Below are 15,890 nucleotides of genomic sequence, written 5' to 3'. Positions count from 1 at the left end.
TAATGTGTGAGTGGTTTGGTAGTGTGTTATGTGCTGGTAAGCGGCCTGCCTGGTGCACCCCTGGTAAGGATGCCGTATGTTCGGCGAGGCTAAAAAAACGGCACCGCAAAATGCTCGCGGTGCCGTTCGGATGGGCCGGTAAGCCCGGATTACATCTTCACGACGTCGAGGACGGTCTTCTTCTTGTCCTTGTATTCGTAAAGCGTGATCGTGCCTTCCTTCATGTCGCCCTTGTCGTCGAAGGCGATGTTGCCGATCAGGCCCTTGTAGTTCGTCTTGGGCATTTCGGCCAGGATGGCTGCCGGTTCGGTCGAGTTGGCGCGCTTCATGGCGTCGACGATGACCATCACGGCGTCATACGTGAACGGCGCGTAGATCTGCACCGGGGCGTTGAAGCGAGCCTGGTAGCGCTTGTCGAAGTCCGCGCCCTGCTCCATCTTCGACAGGGCCAGGCCGGCTTCCGAGCAGATGATGTTGGACACCGCGTCGCCGGCCAGCTCGGCCACCTTGTCGGTACACACGCCGTCGCCGCCGACGATCTTGGAGCCGATGCCGAGTTCCTTGGCCTGCTTGGCGAACGGGCCGCCGGTGGCGTCCATGCCGCCGTACATGATCACGTCGGGCTTCTTGCCCTTGATCTTGGTCAGGATGGCCTTGAAGTCGGTGGCCTTGTCGTTGGTGGCTTCACGCGCCACCACGTTCACGCCCGAAGCCTTGACGGTCTTCTCGAACTCGTCGGCCAGGCCCTTGCCGTAGGCAGTGGCATCATCGACGATGGCCACGGACTTGGCATGCAGGCTCTTGGTGGCGTAGTTGGCCAGCGCCGGGCCCTGCTGGGCGTCGGTGGCCACCACGCGGAAGGTGGTCTTGAAGCCTTGCTTGGTGTAGTCGGGGTTGGTCGACGACGGCGAGATCTGCGCGATGCCGGCATCGCTGTAGATCTTGGAGGCCGGGATCGACACGCCCGAGTTCAGGTGGCCGACCACGGCCACGACCTTCTCGTCGACCAGCTTCTGCGCCACGGCGGTGCCGGTCTTCGGATCGCCCGCGTCGTCTTCGCCGACCAGTTCGAGCGTGATCTTCTTGCCATTGATTTCGAGGCCGGCCTTGTTGACTTCTTCCACGGCCAGGCGGGCGCCGTTTTCGTTGTCCTTGCCAAGGTGAGCGATGCCGCCGGTGAGCGGAGCCGCGTGGCCGATCTTGACTACGGTGTCACCGCTGCCGGCTGCGGGAGCGGCTGCGGCAGCAGGTGCCGACGCTGCCGCATCGGCCGGCTTTTCTTCCTTCTTGCCGCAAGCAGTAACCAGCGCCACTGCGGCTGCGATCGGCAGAATCTTGGCAAACGTGATTTGCATGAGTGATCTCCTAGGATTCACATGATCAGGGTAAACCAACGCCCCCCGGACGTTTCCCCTGAACCGCCTTTGTTTAGTTTCAATTTGAAACGCGCGAATTGTATCCCCTTTTTTTGCGGATGCAATATGCGACGCAACAACCTGAAGGATTAACCCACAAAGTGAGCTAGGGAATTTCCCCAATGCACACATTGGGGCAATTCCCGCCTACTCGCGGGCTAGCCTTCGTTACTAACAAGAATCGTGCCTACCCCCATCCAGACCCGGCTTTTGCTGCGCTTGCATCACTCGCGAGGGGACCGTATTAAATAGGCGTTTCATTTAATAGGAGCGTGTCCCTTCTAATACAAGAGCCTAATAGCCCGGCACCATAATAGGGAAACTCCTAATTCTAGGGAATTCCCTTATTTGTCTGCTGCGACAGACACGTAAAGGCGAATAGGCACCGCCGCCGTGCATTATTGGCGGGGGGTCACGGCATATTCATGCCGCATCCTGGTGCATGGCCGCGGCCGGTCCGGGACGGCCGCATGCGGGTGCGCGGCGCACCGCCGAAGGGCGGGCACGGAAGGACGGACGGGCGGGGGCGCGTGGAGCCGACGCGCAACGTCGGCACGCGGCGCCGGCGCAGGTAATCAGGCGGGAAAGCGGAAAGGAAGGCAGCGGCCGGCGCATGCCGCCGGCACGGCGGCACGGCCCGGGGAACGGGCCGGTGCCGGGCGCGCGTGGATCAGGCCGAGGGCACCAGTCCGCGCGGCAGCGGGAACGACATCTTCTCCTCGATGCCGTCGAGCGCGCGCACGTGGCGCACGCCGAGCAGGCGCAGGCGCTCGACGATGGACTGCGCGAGCGCCTCCGGCGCGGACGCGCCGGCGGTCAGGCCGATGCGGCGCTTGCCCGCGACCCATTCCGGGCGGAGCTGGTCGGGCGAGTCGATCATGTAGGCCGGCACGCCCAGGCGCTCGGCCAGCTCGCGCAGGCGGTTGGAGTTCGAGCTGTTGGGGCTGCCCACCACGATCACCACTTCCACCTGCGGCGCCATGAACTTCACGGCGTCCTGGCGGTTCTGCGTGGCGTAGCAGATGTCCTGCTTCTTGGGCTCGCGGATCTGCGGGAAGCGCGCCTTCAGCGCGGCGACGATCTCCAGCGTCTCGTCCACCGACAGCGTGGTCTGGGTCACGAAGGCCAGCCGGCTCGGGTCGGACACGGCGAGCCTCGCCACGTCCTCGGCCGATTCCACCAGCAGCATGCCGCCCTCGGTCTGGCCCATCGTGCCCTCGACCTCCGGGTGGCCGGCGTGGCCGATCATGATGATCTCGCAGCCCTCGGCGCGCATCTTGCCCACCTCGACGTGGACCTTCGTCACCAGCGGGCAGGTGGCGTCGAACACGTTGAGGCCGCGCACGGTCGCGTCGGCGCGCACTTCCTTGGACACCCCGTGCGCGCTGAAGATGACGGTGGAGCCGGACGGCACTTCCTCCAGCTCCTGCACGAAGATCGCGCCCTTGCGGCGCAGGTCCTCGACCACGTAGGCATTGTGGACAATCTCGTGGCGCACGTAGATCGGCGCGCCGTAGCGCGCGAGGGCACGCTCGACGATCTCGATGGCGCGATCCACGCCGGCGCAGAAGCCGCGGGGCTGCGCCATCAGGATCTCGGCTTCGGCGGCTGTGGTGAGTTCGGACATGCGGAAATTCAGTGCAATGCGGCCGGCGCGGGACCGGCCTGGTTCAGCCTAGAGAATGCCGATCAGCTGGACATCGAACAGGATGGTCTGCCCGGCCAGCGGATGATTGAAATCGAACAGCGCGGCGGTCTCGCCGATCTCCTTGAGCACACCGGCGTACTTGCCGCCGCCGGGCGCATTGAACTCGACCAGGTCGCCCGGCGTGTAGTTCTCTTCGAACGAACTGTTTTCGCGCAGCGTGGCGAGCGACACCCGCTGCAGCAGTTCCGGATTGCGCGGGCCGAAGGCATGCTCCGGCGCCAGCCGGTAGGTCATGCGCTCGCCCTCGGGCATGCCCAGCAGGGCCTGCTCCAGGGTGGGCGCGAACTGGCCCTGGCCCAGCAGCAGCGTGGCGGGTTTTTCTTCGAACGTGCTGATGATCTCCGTGCCGTTCTCGAGGGAGATGCTGTAGTGCAGGGTCAGGAAGGAATCCGGCTGCACGGTCTTGCGACCGTCAGCGGCGCCGCCCTGCGGCCCTGACGCAAAAGTTTGCAGATTCATGGGTGCTCAACCAGTCGACAACCCGTATTGTAAGCGACTCGACCGCGCGCCGCCTTGTCCATGCCGGCGCGCGCCGCCACGCAGTGCCATTGTTCCGGGGGGATCGTGTCATGCGCATTACCGACTGGCCCAGCAGCGAGCGGCCGCGCGAAAAACTGCTGCGCGAGGGCGCCGCCGCGCTGTCGGACGCCGAGCTGCTCGCCGTATTCCTGCGCGTGGGCGTGGCCGGCAAGAGCGCGGTCGACCTCGCGCGCGAGCTGCTCAACGACTTCGGCACGCTCAGTTGCCTGTTTTCCGCCAAGGCGGAGGAATTTGCCCGCGTCCGCGGCATGGGTACCGCCAAGTACGCCCAGCTGCAGGCGGCCCAGGAACTGACCCGGCGCGGGCTGGCCGAGCGCCTGACGCTGCCCGGCGGGCTCGATTCGCCGGCCGCGGTGCGCGATTACCTGCGCCTGACGCTGTCGGCCTACGAGCACGAGGTCTTCATGTGCCTGTTCCTCGACGCGCGCAACCGCCTGCTGGCCAGCGAGGAACTGTTCCGCGGCAGCCTGACGCAGACCAGCGTCTATCCGCGCGAGGTGGCGCGCCAGGCCTTGCTGCATAATGCGGCCTCCGTGATCGTGGCGCACAACCATCCGTCGGGCAACGCCATGCCCAGCAGCGCGGACCTGTCGATGACCCGCTCGCTGACGCGCTCGCTGGCGCTGATCGACGTCAGGGTGCTCGACCATTTCATCGTGGCAGGCACCACGATCCACTCGTTCGCGGAGCATGGCGAACTGTGAGCCACATGCCGCCACATGCGGTACATGGCGCACACGGACCGGACCGGAAGCCGTGCAATAGTGCGTGAAACGGCACGAACGGCCCGCCTGTGCACGGTAAACTGCGGAAGGCATTGATCCGCCGGAGCTTTCCGGTCTATAATGCCCGTTTTGCTGAAGTCTTAACCGCTGCAGTCCGGGCCGCGCGCCTTTTGTTGATCTGTTGCGAACATTGTCCACGAATAGAAGATTTAGGAGTGCTTCATGGCACGCGTCTGTCAAGTGACCGGGAAAGCGCCGATGGTCGGCAACAACGTTTCCCACGCAAACAACAAGACCAAGCGCCGTTTTCTGCCCAACCTGCAGAATCGTCGTTTCTTTGTTGAATCGGAAAACCGCTGGGTGAGCCTGCGCGTCTCGAACGCCGGCCTGCGCCTGATCGACAAGAAAGGCATCGACTCCGTGCTCGCCGACCTGCGCGCACGCGGCGAAGTCTAATTAGGAGTACATCATGGCCAGCAAAGGCGGACGCGACAAAATCAAGCTGGAGTCGACTGCAGGTACGGGTCACTTCTACACGACCACGAAGAACAAGCGCACCATGCCGGAAAAGATGGAGATCATGAAGTTCGATCCCGTCGTGCGCAAGCACGTGTCGTACAAGGAAACCAAGATCAAGTAATTGATCGTTGCGTTCCGCATGCCGATTCGCGCGGCATGTCCGTGAAAACCCCGCTCATGCGGGGTTTTTGCTTTTCCGGGCCGGCCGTCGCTGCGTTCCGTACCCGCATCCCGCCTGCGCCCGCGCGCACCCGCATGCCCACGTGACGGCGCGCCGGGTGTACACTTTCCAGCTTTCCTGCCACCCGGCCGCGCGCCGCGCGCGCCCCTTCGCATCATGAACTTCGATGTCGCCATTGTCGGCAGCGGACTGGCCGGTCTGACGGTCGCGCTGCAACTGGCCGACACCCATCGGGTTGTCATTATCTGCAAACGCGCCATGACGCAGGGCGCCAGCGACTGGGCCCAGGGCGGCATCGCGGCCGTGCTCGACTCCGGCGACAGTCACGACGAGCACACCCAGGACACGCTGGTCGCCGGCGCGGGACTGTGCGACGACGGCGCCACGCGCTTCATCGTGGAGCACGGGCGCGAAGCGATCCAGTGGCTGATCGACCGCGGCGTGCCGTTCACGCGCGACGAGCAGGCCGAACTCGGCTTCCACCTCACGCGCGAAGGCGGCCACAGCCGCCGGCGCATCATCCACGCCGCCGATGCCACCGGCCACGCGGTCGTGACCACGCTGACCGAGCAGGCGCGCAACCACCCGAACATCACCGTGATCGAGGACCACTTCGCCGTGGATCTCATCACCTCGCGCAAGCTCGGCCTGCCGGGCAACCGCTGCTACGGCCTCTACGTGCTGGACGACGCCAGCGGCGAGGTGCGCACCCTCACCGCCACCCACACGGTGCTGGCCACCGGCGGCGCGGGCAAGGTGTACCTGTACACCACCAACCCCGACACGGCCACCGGCGACGGCATCGCGATGGCATGGCGCGCGGGCTGCCGGGTCTCGAACATGGAGTTCATCCAGTTCCACCCGACCTGCCTGTACCACCCCTACGCCAAGTCCTTCCTGATCTCCGAGGCGGTGCGCGGCGAAGGCGGCCTGCTCAAGCTGCCCGACGGCACGCGCTTCATGCCCGAGCACGACGCGCGCGCCGAGCTGGCGCCGCGCGACGTGGTGGCGCGCGCGATCGACTTCGAAATGAAGAAGCGCGGCCTGGACTACGTGCACCTCGACATCAGCCACCAGCCCGAGTCGTTCCTGCGCGAGCACTTCCCCACCATCCACGCGCGCTGCCTGGAGCTGGGCATCGACATCGCGCGCGAGCCGATCCCCGTGGTGCCCGCGGCGCACTACACCTGCGGCGGCGTGGTGACGGACACCGCCGGGCGCACCGACCTGGCGAACCTCTACGCCGTGGGCGAAACCGCCTGCACCGGCCTGCACGGCGCCAACCGGCTGGCATCGAACTCGCTGCTGGAATGCATGGTGATCGGCCGCGCCGCGGCGCTCGACATCGCATCGCAGGACAAGGCCGGCCAGCCCGACATCGCCCTGCCGGTATGGGACGAGAGCCGCGTGGCGGACGCCGACGAGGAAGTCGTGGTCTCGCACAACTGGGACGAACTGCGCCGCATGATGTGGAACTACGTCGGCATCGTGCGCACCAGCAAGCGGCTCGAGCGCGCGCAGCACCGCATCAGCCTGCTGCGCGAGGAGATCGCCGAGTACTACGCCAATTTCCGCGTCACGCGCGACCTGCTGGAGCTGCGCAACCTCGTCGAGGTGGCGTCGCTGATCGTGGACAGCGCCTACTCGCGGCACGAAAGCCGCGGCCTGCACTACAGCCGGGACTATCCCGACACGCTGCCCAAGGCATTGCCGACCGTCATGCAGCCGGTGTTCAAGCGGGAAGCCGGGAAGTAGGATCTTGGGATTTGCTCCCCTCTCCCGCTTGCGGGAGAGGGGCCGGGGGAGAGAGTGAGAACGGAGCGCGGCTGCGCCGCGCTAGGCTGAGATCCTCAGCGAGTAGTCGGTGGCGCGCACATCCTTGGTCAGCGCGCCCACCGAGATCCGGTCCACGCCGGTCTCGGCGAACACGCGGATGGTGTCCGCGTTGACCCCGCCCGACACTTCCAGCAGCGCGCGCCCTGCGTTGATGCGCACGGCGTCGTGCATCATCGGCACGGTGAAGTTGTCGATCAGGATCGACTTCGCGCCGGCGGCCAGCGCTTCTTCGAGCTCGGCCAGGGTCTCCACTTCCACCTGCACCGACACGCCGGTCTCGAGCGCCTGCGCGGCCCGCATCGCCGCGGTGATGCTGCCGGCCGCCGCGATGTGGTTCTCCTTGATCAGGATGCCGTCGTAGAGCGCGAGGCGCTGGTTCTCGCCGCCGCCGACGCGCACCGCGTACTTCTGCGCCAGGCGCAGCCCGGGCAGGGTCTTGCGCGTGTCCAGCACGCGCGCGCGGGTGCCTGCGATGAGGTCGGCGTAGCGCCGCGTGGCGGTGGCCACGCCGGACAGCAGCTGCAGGAAATTCAGCGACGGGCGCTCCGCGGTCAGCAGCGTGCGCGCCGGGCCGGCGATCTCGCACACCGCGGAATCGGGCGCCATGCGCGCGCCCTCGGCCTGCAGCCAGCGCACTTCCAGCGCCGGGTCGACGGCGCGCATGCACGCCTCGAACCACGGCTGGCCGCACAGCACGGCCTCTTCGCGCACGATCACGCGCGCCTGCGCGCGCTTGTCCGCCGGCACCAGCAGGCCGGTGAGGTCGCCGCTGCCGACGTCCTCGGCGATGGCCGCGCGCACGTTGGCCTGCAGCGCCTCGGCGAGCGCGGGGCCGAAACTGTCGAAAATCGGGTTGTTGATGCTCATGCTGCCTGCCTTGCTCCTGTCACTCATGCCGGGCCGATGCCCTTGAACAGCGCCTGCTCCGCGGCGAGATCCCCGCGCGGGCGCACATTGGCCTTCTGCCGCGCGGCGAAATCGAGCATGCGGTCGATGCAGGTCACGGCCTGGCGGCCGATCTGCGCGTCGACGTGGATTTCGTTGTGGCCGCGCTCGAGCACCTCGGCCAGGTTGGTCAGCGCGTTCATGGCCATCCACGGGCAGTGCGCGCAGCTCTTGCAGGTGGCGCTGTTGCCGGCCGTGGGCGCCTCGATGAAGCGCTTGCCCGGCGCGGCCATGCGCATCTTGTGCAGGATGCCGTTGTCGGTGGCGACGATGAACTCCTCGGCGTCCAGCGCCACCGCCGCCGCGATCAGTTGCGAGGTGGAGCCGACCACGTCGGCCTGCTCGACCACGTGGGCCGGCGACTCCGGGTGCACCAGGATCTTGGCCTTGGGGAATTCGCGGCGCAGCAGGTCCAGTTCGATGCCCTTGAACTCGTCGTGCACCAGGCACGAGCCCTGCCACAGCAGCATGTCGGCGCCGGTCTGCTTCTGGATGTAGCTGCCGAGATGCTTGTCGGGCGCCCACAGGATCTTCTTGCCCTGGGCATGCAGGTGCTCGACGATCTTCAGGCCGATGCTGGACGTCACCATCCAGTCCGCGCGCGCCTTCACGGCGGCGCTGGTGTTGGCGTAGACCACCACGGTGCGGTCGGGATGCGCGTCGCAGAACGCGGTGAATTCGTCGGCCGGGCAGCCCAGGTCGAGCGAGCAGGTCGCGTCGAGGTCCGGCATCAGCACGGTCTTTTCGGGGCTCAGGATCTTGGCGGTCTCGCCCATGAAGCGCACGCCGGCGACCACCAGCGTCTTGGCCGGGTGATCGCGGCCGAAGCGCGCCATCTCGAGCGAGTCGGACACGCAGCCGCCGGTTTCCTCGGCCAGGTCCTGCAGGTCGGCGTCCACGTAATAGTGGGCGACCAGCACCGCGTCGCGGGCCTTGAGCAGTGCCCTGATGCGCTCCTTGAGCGCGTCGCGCTCCGGCGCGGACAGCACCGGCGGCACTTTTGCCCAGGCGTGGGCGACGCAGCTCACGCCCTCGGGGGACACCGCCGAGAGGTTCGGTTTCTCGAACTCGACGGTCTTGATCGTTTGTGGGGTCATCTCCGATACTCCTCTTGGCCGCCGCGTGCCTCGCTGCTGGCCCTGACATGGGGGAGTTTAGCGAAAACAAAAGCCCCGCCAGGGGCGGGGCTTTCGGGCGCAGTGCATTGTAACAGGCCGCGCCGGATCGGGCCGCGGCCCGCCACGGGCCTGGCCTTACGCGTAGCGGCGCAGGCGCAGCGAGAAATCGTGCAGGGCCTGGATGCCGCTGGCCTCGGCGCGGTGGCACCAGGCCTGCAGCTGCTGCAGCAACTGCTCGCGCGTCAGGTTGGAGCGGCCCCAGATCGCGGCCAGCTCGCGGCGCATTTCCACGAAGGTATGCAGCGACTTGTTCTGCTCGACGATGTTCGCGAGCTGCTTGCGCTGCGGGTCGGCCAGCTTGCCTTCCTCGCGGTGGAACCACTTGCGCGCCGGCTTGAAGCTGCTGTACTCGGCCACGCGGGCTTCCTTGAGCTTTTCCAGTTCCTGCTTGTACGCGCTCTTGACGGCCTTGGCATAGCGCGCCATCACGTCGTAGCGGTTGGCGATGATGGCTTCCAGCGTGTTGTGGTCCACCGGGCGGGCTTCCACCAGGCGCGCCTTAGGCGGGGTCTTCTTGACCTTGGCCAGGCCGACCGCCTGCATGGCGCGGATGTAGCCCCAGCCCACGTCGAACTCGTACCACTTGATCGAGAACTTGGCCGAGGTCGGGTAGGTATGGTGGTTGTTGTGCAGCTCTTCGCCGCCGATGATCAGGCCCCACGGCGACACGTTGGTCGAGGCGTCCTCGCAATCGTAGTTGCGATAGCCCCACCAGTGGCCCAGGCCGTTGATGATGCCGGCGGCGTGGATCGGGATCCACAGCATCTGCACGGCCCACACGCTCAGGCCGATCACGCCGAACAGCGCGACGTCGATGATCAGCATCAGGCCCACGCCCTGCCAGCCGAAGCGCGAGTACACATTGCGCTCGACCCAGTCGTCCGGCGTGCCGTGACCGAACTTGGTGACGGTTTCGCGGTTCTTGGCCTCGGCGCGGTACAGCTCGGCGCCTTCCAGCAGCACCTTGCGGATGCCGCGGGTCTGCGGGCTGTGCGGATCTTCCTCGGTCTCGCACTTGGCGTGGTGCTTGCGGTGGATGGCGGTCCACTCCTTCGTGACCATGCCGGTGGTCAGCCACAGCCAGAAGCGGAAGAAATGCGCGGCGATCGGGTGCAGATCCAGCGACCGGTGCGCCATGCAGCGGTGCAGGTAGATGGTGACGCCCGCGATGGTGATGTGCGTCACCACCAGCGTGTAGATGACGATCTCCCACCAGGACCAGTTGGCAAGGCCGTTCGAGGCCCAGTCAAGAATAGTGTCGAACAAACTGTTCTCCGTCGATTAAACAGGTGCTATTGCGCTATTGCGGCACGACAGGGCGGACCGCAAACAGGTGCAGAAAAAGGACTGCAAAATCAGTGATTGCGTCGTAGGGCGCCTGCCGGAAACCCCGGCGCTCGCCGGAGCCCCCGGCATGCGCGTCTGGCGCCTTGGGCAGATTCTGCCGCCGGCGGGACTGGGCACGAGCCGCTGCAATCTGGCGGCTGTCTGGTGTGGGGGCGGGAGGTCGAAAATTCGGAACCTGCAACTATGACAATTCTACCGGAACGTCATCAACGGAACATCCGTTTTTCCCCGAATTTGATGGTAAGCAACGTGGAACGTTCCGCAAGGTGCATCAAACGTCCCGCGAATGCCTATGTTGCACCGCCCTCGCGCGCGGCGGAGGCCGCCAAAAGCGTCTTATCAACTACTTCCTCGCCTTCCCCGCCCAGCGCCGGCGCCGCCTGGCCGAGCATCCGCACCTCGCGCTGCGGATAGGGGATCGAGATGCCATGTTCGCGGAACGTGCGCCATATCGCCCGGTTCAGCGCCGATTGCACGCCCAGCTTGCCGTTCTGCGGGTCGGCGATGTAGCCGGCCAGCTCGTATTCGATGCCATTGTCGGCGAACGCCACCAGAAATGCCGCCGGCGCGGGCTCGGCCAGCAGGCGCGGCACGCCCTGCGCCGCTTCTGCCAGCAGCGCCAGCACCGTTTCCGGGTCGGCGGCGTAGTCGGCCTGCACGCGTGTGGCCACGCGCACATTGGTGTTCGAGAACGAATGGTTCTGCACCGCCTGGGCCACCAGTTGCTCGTTCGGCACCAGGGTTTCGCCGTCGCCGTTGCGCACCACGGTGTAGCGCGTGCGGATCTGCGAGACGATGCCGGTGTACTTGTCCACCGTGATCTGGTCGCCGAGCTTGACCGAGTGGTCCAGCAGGATGATGAAACCCGAGATGTAGTTGCTGGCGATCTTTTGCAAGCCCAGGCCGAGGCCCACGCCCAGCGCGCCGCCGAAGACCGACAGCACGGTCAGGTCGATGCCGACCAGCGACAGGCTCAGCAGCAGCGACACCAGCAGCAGCAGCGCCTTCGAGAGTCTGGTCAGAACCACTTTCAGGTTGCTGTCCAGCCCGGCCGAGCGCATCAGGCGCTCTTCCAGCCACGAGCCGAACCACATCGCCACCAGCACCGTGAGCAGGATCCACACCACCCCCGCCAGCGTGTCGGCGAGGTTGATCTTCTGCTTGCCGCCGATGGAAAAGCGCACCGACTCCATCCAGCCGACCACGTCCCACAGCAGGCCCAGCACGTACAGCGCCATGCCGGCCCACACCAGCGTGGTCAGCACCTTCTCCACCAGCAGCAGCATGCCCTGCAGCTGGCCATTGCCGGACAGCACGCGCCGCAGGATGTAGAAGGCGAAATACAGGAACGTGATGCCGGACAGCGGCACCAGCGCCAGCCGCAGCACGCTGACCGACATCAGCTGCTCCAGCCCGAAGCGCCCGACCGTCACCAGCAGCCAGCCGAACAGCGGGAACATGGCGCGCTCGAGGCTGGTCGCGGCGAAGCGCAGCGCGAAGCTGGAGCCGTCGTAGCGGGCCTCGAGCCGCTTGACCACCAGCCGCGCCAGCGGCCACGCCACCGCCAGGCAGCCGGCCAGCACCGCCAGTTGCCAGATGAAGCCGGGGCCGCCGGCATCGAGGATCAGGTCGTTGAGCATGCGGCCAAAGGCGGGATGCGATACATGGAGTTCGGTCAGGGAATTCGGGTTCATGCTTGGATGTGGCTGGCCAGGCACGCGCGGCAAGCGGCGCGGCCGGCGGGCGGCACGGGCGCCCGGCGCCCGACCCGCGAAAGGTCAGCCATTCTAGCCGCCCGCGGCGTGGCGGCCCACTTCCTGGGCCCACTTCCTGGGCCCACTTCCTGGACCCACCTCCGTGGCGCGGCCGGCCTCAGCCGCACCGTCCGCGGCAGCCGGGCATGCCGCGCCACGGCTGCGCGGCGCGGCGCAGCCGGGCCGGCAGGTCCGCGCCGGGATGCAGCGCGCCGCTCAGCAGATCGACGCAATAGCCGATCACGCGCGCGCGCCCCGGCGGGTTCAGCATGCCGTGGTCGAGCCCTTCGATGGTCTCGATCTGCAGCATGCCGAACCCGGCCAGGCCTTCGAGCCGCGGCCCGAAGAAACGCGCCAGCTCGTACGGCCCGGGATCTTCCGGCCCGAACAGCAGGCGCAGCACGGTGCCGCGCGCCTCGAGCTTGCGCAGCAGGGCCTCGATCTCCTGCTGCTCGGCCGGGGCCGGCCGGGGCAGCACCGAGGCCGCGTCCGTGCCGGGCACGCCCTCTTCCGCCGTGGGCGCGCTGCGGCCGTGGATCAGCCAGCGCGGGCGGGTAAAGGTCTCCCGGCGCAGCAGCCGCTGCAGGTTGACCAGCACCGCGCCCACCACGCCGGGATGCGCGCCGGCCGCATGCAGGCCGACGTTGGCGCCGTAGCTCACGCCGAATACCACCACCTCGCCATAGCCGCGGGCCTGCAGCCAGTCGCAGGCGGCAATCGCGTCGAGATAGCCTTCCGGGTCGGCCGGCACCGCGTCCTTGATGGCCTGCGCGCCGATGCTGGCGTCGCCGATGCCGCGCACGTCGATGCGCAACGACGCCACGCCGCGTTCGGCCAGCCGCCGCGCCAGCATGACGCCGCCGCGGCCGGCGCCGACGTGGTGCGTGCCGCCCGCGTTGTTGATCAGCACGGCCGGCCGCCCGGGCCATTCGCCGCGCGGCTCGCACAGCATGCCGAACAGCCCCTGGCCGAAGCGCACCGGCGTTTCCACCCAGGCCGCCGCGCGCAGGCACGGCGCCACGCCCGCCGCGCCAATGCCCTCCCCCGCCCGCGCTTCGGCCCTGCCGGCGGCCGGCGCCATGCCGGCGAGCCAGCCGGCGACGGCGGCGAAGGTGGCATCGGGCGGCGTGCCGTGCAGCGGGTCCTGCAGCCAGCCGACCACCTCGGGAAACGGCACGGTGCTGACCTGCGCGCCCAGCGCCGCGTAGTGCCGGGGCAGCGCCTCATCGGGCCCGGCCCCGGCGATGAACACGCGCGGCGCCGGCGCGCTCGCGGCAGCGCACAGGTCGATGCGGGAGAACGCCTCGAGATCGGCCGCGGTGAAGTGGATGCCCAGGATGTCGGCGCCCGCCGGCGCGGAAACCGGCGCAGCATCGGCCGCCGCCGTCACCGCGCGCCCCGCCAGTGAGCGCCAGGTCTGGGCGATCATGCGCATCTCGCGCATCAGCATGCGCCCGCTCGCCACCGGCGCGAGCAGCGCCAGCCCGGCGACGTCGAGCCCGCCAGCGCGGCGCGCGGCCGCCAGCGCGGCCAGCGCGGCGCCGCCGCGCACGCCCAGCAGCACGATCTCGCGCGCGCCGGACAAGCGCCGCAGCAGGTTGCCGGCCTGGCCGATCGACGCCACGCAGGCATCGACGCAGTTGGCCGGCGCCCCGGCGCCGTCCTCCACGCGGTCCGCCGCGGCCACCGCATCCGCCGAATCCCCCGTGCCGGGATAGTCGAACCGCAGCACCGGCACGCCTTGCGCCGCGAGCCGCTCCGCCAGCCGCGCCAGGCCGGCGTGGGTCCACAGGGCTTCATGGCCGACCGCGTTGCACAGCACGACCGCGCGCGCGCCCGTGGCCGCGTGGTACCAGCCGAAACATCCGTCGAAGTGCAAAGGCCTCATGGGCGAACTCCGTGCATGCCCGCGGCCCCATGCCGCGCGGCCCGGGCGCATCGCGCGCCGCGCTCAAGCCGCGGCCGTGCCGCTGCGGCAGCGCGCCGCGCCGTCGGCATCGGCCTCGAGATGCGCGCAGCGCGCCAGCAACTGATTGCGGTCGATCTTGCCGTTCACGTTGATGGGAAAGCCGTCGAGGCAGACGATGCGGTCGGGCCGCGCGTAGACCGGCAGGCTCTGCTTGCAGGCGTGGCGGATGCGCGCCGCGCGCGCGCCCATCTCGCCCAGCGACTCGTCGGCCGGCGCCAGCACGAACGCCACCAGGCCGATCGGCTTGCCGGCCTCGTCCAGCGGCCACGCCAGCACCGCGCACTGGGCGCTGCCGCTGGCGGCCTGCACCACCTGCTCGATCTCCTGCAGCTCGATGCGGTTGCCGCGGATCTTGACCTGCGTGTCGATGCGCCCGTGGTACAGCAGGCCGTCGGGCGATTCGCTCACCGCGTCGCCGGTGCGGTACCAGCGGCGGCAGGCGCGCCCCGGATAGGCGCGCGCGAAGAAGCGCTCGCCGTCGAGCGGGTTCGCCGACAGATAACCGCGCGCGAGCTGCGCGCCGCCGATCAGCAGTTCGCCCTGCGCGCCGGCCGCCACCGGCGCGAGATGCTCGTCCACCACCACCACCTCGGTGCCCGGGTAGGGCCGGCCCAGCGGCACCACCGGGCGCGACGCATCGGCAAGAAAGGCGGGCGTGAGCTCGAAGGTCAGCACGATCACCGTGGTTTCCGTGGGGCCGTAGCCGTTGACGATGCGCGTGTTCGGCGCGGCCCGCGACCAGGCCTCGGCCAGGCCCTTGGGCAGCGCCTCGCCGCCCATCAGGGTCATCTTCACGCTGGGAAAGGCGCCCGGCGCCAGCTTGCGGAACTGCTGCAGCAGCGCCAGCACGGACGGCACGCTGGCCCAGTGGGTGATGTGGTGCTCGCGGATGAAGCCGGCCAGGTAGAGCGGGTCCTGCAGCGTCGGCACGTAGAGGCACGCGCCGTTGGCCCAGCAGACGTGCACGTCGTGCACCGAGAAATCGAAGGTGAGGTCGGCGAACTGGCTGAAGCGCGCGCCGGGCTCGCAGGGATAGCGCCGCATCTGCGCATTGACGTAGGCCACCGCGCTGCCGTGCGGGATCATCACGCCCTTGGGCGGCCCGCTGGTGCCCGAGGTGAAGATCAGGTAGGCGAGGTCGTCCGGTCCGACGGCGGCGGGCCACGCCGCCGGCGCATCGTGCACGAAGGGCGCGGACGGCGGCGGCCACGCGTTGCCGCCGGCGGCGTCCCACGCCCGCGCGTCGAGCATGACGATGCGCAGGTCCGGCGGCAGCAGCGGCAGCAGCGCCGCGAGCTGCGGCGCGCAGACATGGTCGACCAGCATCACGCGCGCGCCCGAGCGCGCGATGATGGCGGCGTTGCGCGCCGGCGGGAAGCGCGCATGGATCGGCACGTAGGCCATGCCGGCGGCCAGCACGCCGAGCAGGCCGGCGTAGGCGCACGCGCTGCGGTGCGCGAACAGGATGCAGTTGCGATTGGGACCGCCGGCGAACGGCGCCAGCGCCATGCTGATGCCGCGTGCGCGCGCGCGGACTTCCTCGTAGGTGTAGTAGCGGCCGTCGGCCCACAAGGCGTGGTCGCCGGGCCGCCTGTCCGCGGACGCGAAGAAAAATGAATGCAGCATCCTCCCCCTCCCATCACCGCGCGCCGCTGCGGCGCGAGCCGGAACGGCGGCTTCCCATCGAAATCGCGCCGGCCAGAATGAATGGGCCGCGCCCGCCGCGCGCCGATGCCTTCGCCGGCGCTGCGTTGTCCTGTCAAGGTAGGTTGC

13 protein-coding genes are annotated in these 15,890 nt (G+C 68.3%); 4 read left to right on the top strand and 9 right to left on the bottom strand.

From position 1 onward, the window contains the following. Positions 1 to 149: 149 nt before the first annotated feature. The 3 genes from KF708C_RS24555 to KF708C_RS24545 all read right to left on the bottom strand — a co-directional run bounded on the left by KF708C_RS24555 (position 150) and on the right by KF708C_RS24545 (position 3,582). Positions 150 to 1,355 carry a branched-chain amino acid ABC transporter substrate-binding protein gene (locus KF708C_RS24555; protein WP_020201701.1) on the bottom strand — a complete coding sequence of 402 codons (1,206 nt, stop codon included), beginning with the start codon at positions 1,353 to 1,355 and terminating at the stop codon, positions 150 to 152. 730 nt (positions 1,356 to 2,085) lie between these two features. Then, a complete protein-coding gene (gene ispH / locus KF708C_RS24550; protein ID WP_059413562.1) occupies positions 2,086 to 3,042 on the bottom strand; it encodes a 4-hydroxy-3-methylbut-2-enyl diphosphate reductase in 957 nt (318 codons plus the stop codon). Between the two features lie 48 nt (positions 3,043 to 3,090). Beyond that, positions 3,091 to 3,582, bottom strand: coding sequence for an FKBP-type peptidyl-prolyl cis-trans isomerase (locus KF708C_RS24545; RefSeq protein ID WP_020201703.1), 492 nt, complete (start codon positions 3,580 to 3,582; stop codon positions 3,091 to 3,093). A gap of 110 nt (positions 3,583 to 3,692) precedes the next feature. Here KF708C_RS24545 and radC point away from each other — a divergent pair, with 110 nt between their 5' ends. From radC to nadB, 4 genes are all read left to right on the top strand, one after another. After that, positions 3,693 to 4,367, top strand: coding sequence for a RadC family protein (gene radC / locus KF708C_RS24540; RefSeq protein ID WP_020201704.1), 675 nt, complete (start codon positions 3,693 to 3,695; stop codon positions 4,365 to 4,367). A 243-nt stretch (positions 4,368 to 4,610) separates the two neighbouring features. After that, on the top strand, positions 4,611 to 4,844 hold the full coding sequence (gene rpmB, locus KF708C_RS24535; protein WP_006575661.1) for a 50S ribosomal protein L28: 234 nt from the start codon (positions 4,611 to 4,613) through the stop codon (positions 4,842 to 4,844). A gap of 13 nt (positions 4,845 to 4,857) precedes the next feature. Beyond that, a complete protein-coding gene (rpmG, locus tag KF708C_RS24530; protein ID WP_017227115.1) occupies positions 4,858 to 5,028 on the top strand; it encodes a 50S ribosomal protein L33 in 171 nt (56 codons plus the stop codon). 216 nt (positions 5,029 to 5,244) lie between these two features. Beyond that, the gene (gene nadB / locus KF708C_RS24525; RefSeq protein ID WP_059413561.1) at positions 5,245 to 6,843 is read left to right on the top strand and encodes an L-aspartate oxidase; all 1,599 of its coding nucleotides are present in this window, start codon (positions 5,245 to 5,247) and stop codon (positions 6,841 to 6,843) included. Positions 6,844 to 6,924: 81 nt separating this feature from the next. Here the strand turns inward: nadB and nadC are convergent, their stop codons facing one another. The 6 genes from nadC to KF708C_RS24495 form a co-directional block, all read right to left on the bottom strand. Continuing rightward, positions 6,925 to 7,791 (bottom strand): carboxylating nicotinate-nucleotide diphosphorylase, encoded by an 867-nt coding sequence (gene nadC, locus KF708C_RS24520; RefSeq protein WP_020201706.1) that lies wholly within the window; start codon positions 7,789 to 7,791, stop codon positions 6,925 to 6,927. Positions 7,792 to 7,814: 23 nt separating this feature from the next. Further along, positions 7,815 to 8,966: a quinolinate synthase NadA gene (nadA, locus tag KF708C_RS24515; protein WP_059413560.1), complete on the bottom strand. Its 1,152-nt coding sequence runs from the start codon at positions 8,964 to 8,966 to the stop codon at positions 7,815 to 7,817. A gap of 156 nt (positions 8,967 to 9,122) precedes the next feature. Continuing rightward, positions 9,123 to 10,313: a DesA family fatty acid desaturase gene (locus KF708C_RS24510; protein WP_020201708.1), complete on the bottom strand. Its 1,191-nt coding sequence runs from the start codon at positions 10,311 to 10,313 to the stop codon at positions 9,123 to 9,125. A 371-nt stretch (positions 10,314 to 10,684) separates the two neighbouring features. Beyond that, a complete protein-coding gene (locus KF708C_RS24505; RefSeq protein ID WP_059413559.1) occupies positions 10,685 to 12,088 on the bottom strand; it encodes a mechanosensitive ion channel family protein in 1,404 nt (467 codons plus the stop codon). Positions 12,089 to 12,266: 178 nt separating this feature from the next. Beyond that, the gene (locus KF708C_RS24500) at positions 12,267 to 14,036 is read right to left on the bottom strand and encodes a serine aminopeptidase domain-containing protein (protein ID WP_197090419.1); all 1,770 of its coding nucleotides are present in this window, start codon (positions 14,034 to 14,036) and stop codon (positions 12,267 to 12,269) included. A gap of 63 nt (positions 14,037 to 14,099) precedes the next feature. Continuing rightward, complete coding sequence (locus KF708C_RS24495) at positions 14,100 to 15,743, bottom strand: amino acid adenylation domain-containing protein (RefSeq protein ID WP_059413557.1); 1,644 nt, start codon at positions 15,741 to 15,743, stop codon at positions 14,100 to 14,102. Between the last annotated feature and the right edge of the window lie 147 nt (positions 15,744 to 15,890).

It is taken from the genome of Cupriavidus basilensis (genome assembly GCF_000876015.1).
Taxonomy (GTDB): Bacteria; Pseudomonadota; Gammaproteobacteria; order Burkholderiales; family Burkholderiaceae; genus Cupriavidus; species Cupriavidus basilensis_B.
The sequence above is the reverse complement of the archived record's forward strand: the minus strand, read 5'-3'. Positions and strand labels throughout refer to the sequence as shown.

Bases quoted from the DNA above. Each gene is read 5' to 3' on its own strand.
- KF708C_RS24500 (WP_197090419.1), bottom strand. From the start codon at position 14,036: ATGAGGCCTTTGCACTTCGACGGATGTTTCGGCTGGTACCACGCGGCC.
- nadA (WP_059413560.1), bottom strand. From the start codon at position 8,966: ATGACCCCACAAACGATCAAGACCGTCGAGTTCGAGAAACCGAACCTC.
- nadB (WP_059413561.1), top strand. From the start codon at position 5,245: ATGAACTTCGATGTCGCCATTGTCGGCAGCGGACTGGCCGGTCTGACG.
- ispH (WP_059413562.1), bottom strand. From the start codon at position 3,042: ATGTCCGAACTCACCACAGCCGCCGAAGCCGAGATCCTGATGGCGCAG.
- rpmB (WP_006575661.1), top strand. From the start codon at position 4,611: ATGGCACGCGTCTGTCAAGTGACCGGGAAAGCGCCGATGGTCGGCAAC.
- nadC (WP_020201706.1), bottom strand. From the start codon at position 7,791: ATGAGCATCAACAACCCGATTTTCGACAGTTTCGGCCCCGCGCTCGCC.
- rpmG (WP_017227115.1), top strand. From the start codon at position 4,858: ATGGCCAGCAAAGGCGGACGCGACAAAATCAAGCTGGAGTCGACTGCA.
- KF708C_RS24505 (WP_059413559.1), bottom strand. From the start codon at position 12,088: ATGAACCCGAATTCCCTGACCGAACTCCATGTATCGCATCCCGCCTTT.
- KF708C_RS24555 (WP_020201701.1), bottom strand. From the start codon at position 1,355: ATGCAAATCACGTTTGCCAAGATTCTGCCGATCGCAGCCGCAGTGGCG.
- radC (WP_020201704.1), top strand. From the start codon at position 3,693: ATGCGCATTACCGACTGGCCCAGCAGCGAGCGGCCGCGCGAAAAACTG.
- KF708C_RS24495 (WP_059413557.1), bottom strand. From the start codon at position 15,743: ATGCTGCATTCATTTTTCTTCGCGTCCGCGGACAGGCGGCCCGGCGAC.
- KF708C_RS24545 (WP_020201703.1), bottom strand. From the start codon at position 3,582: ATGAATCTGCAAACTTTTGCGTCAGGGCCGCAGGGCGGCGCCGCTGAC.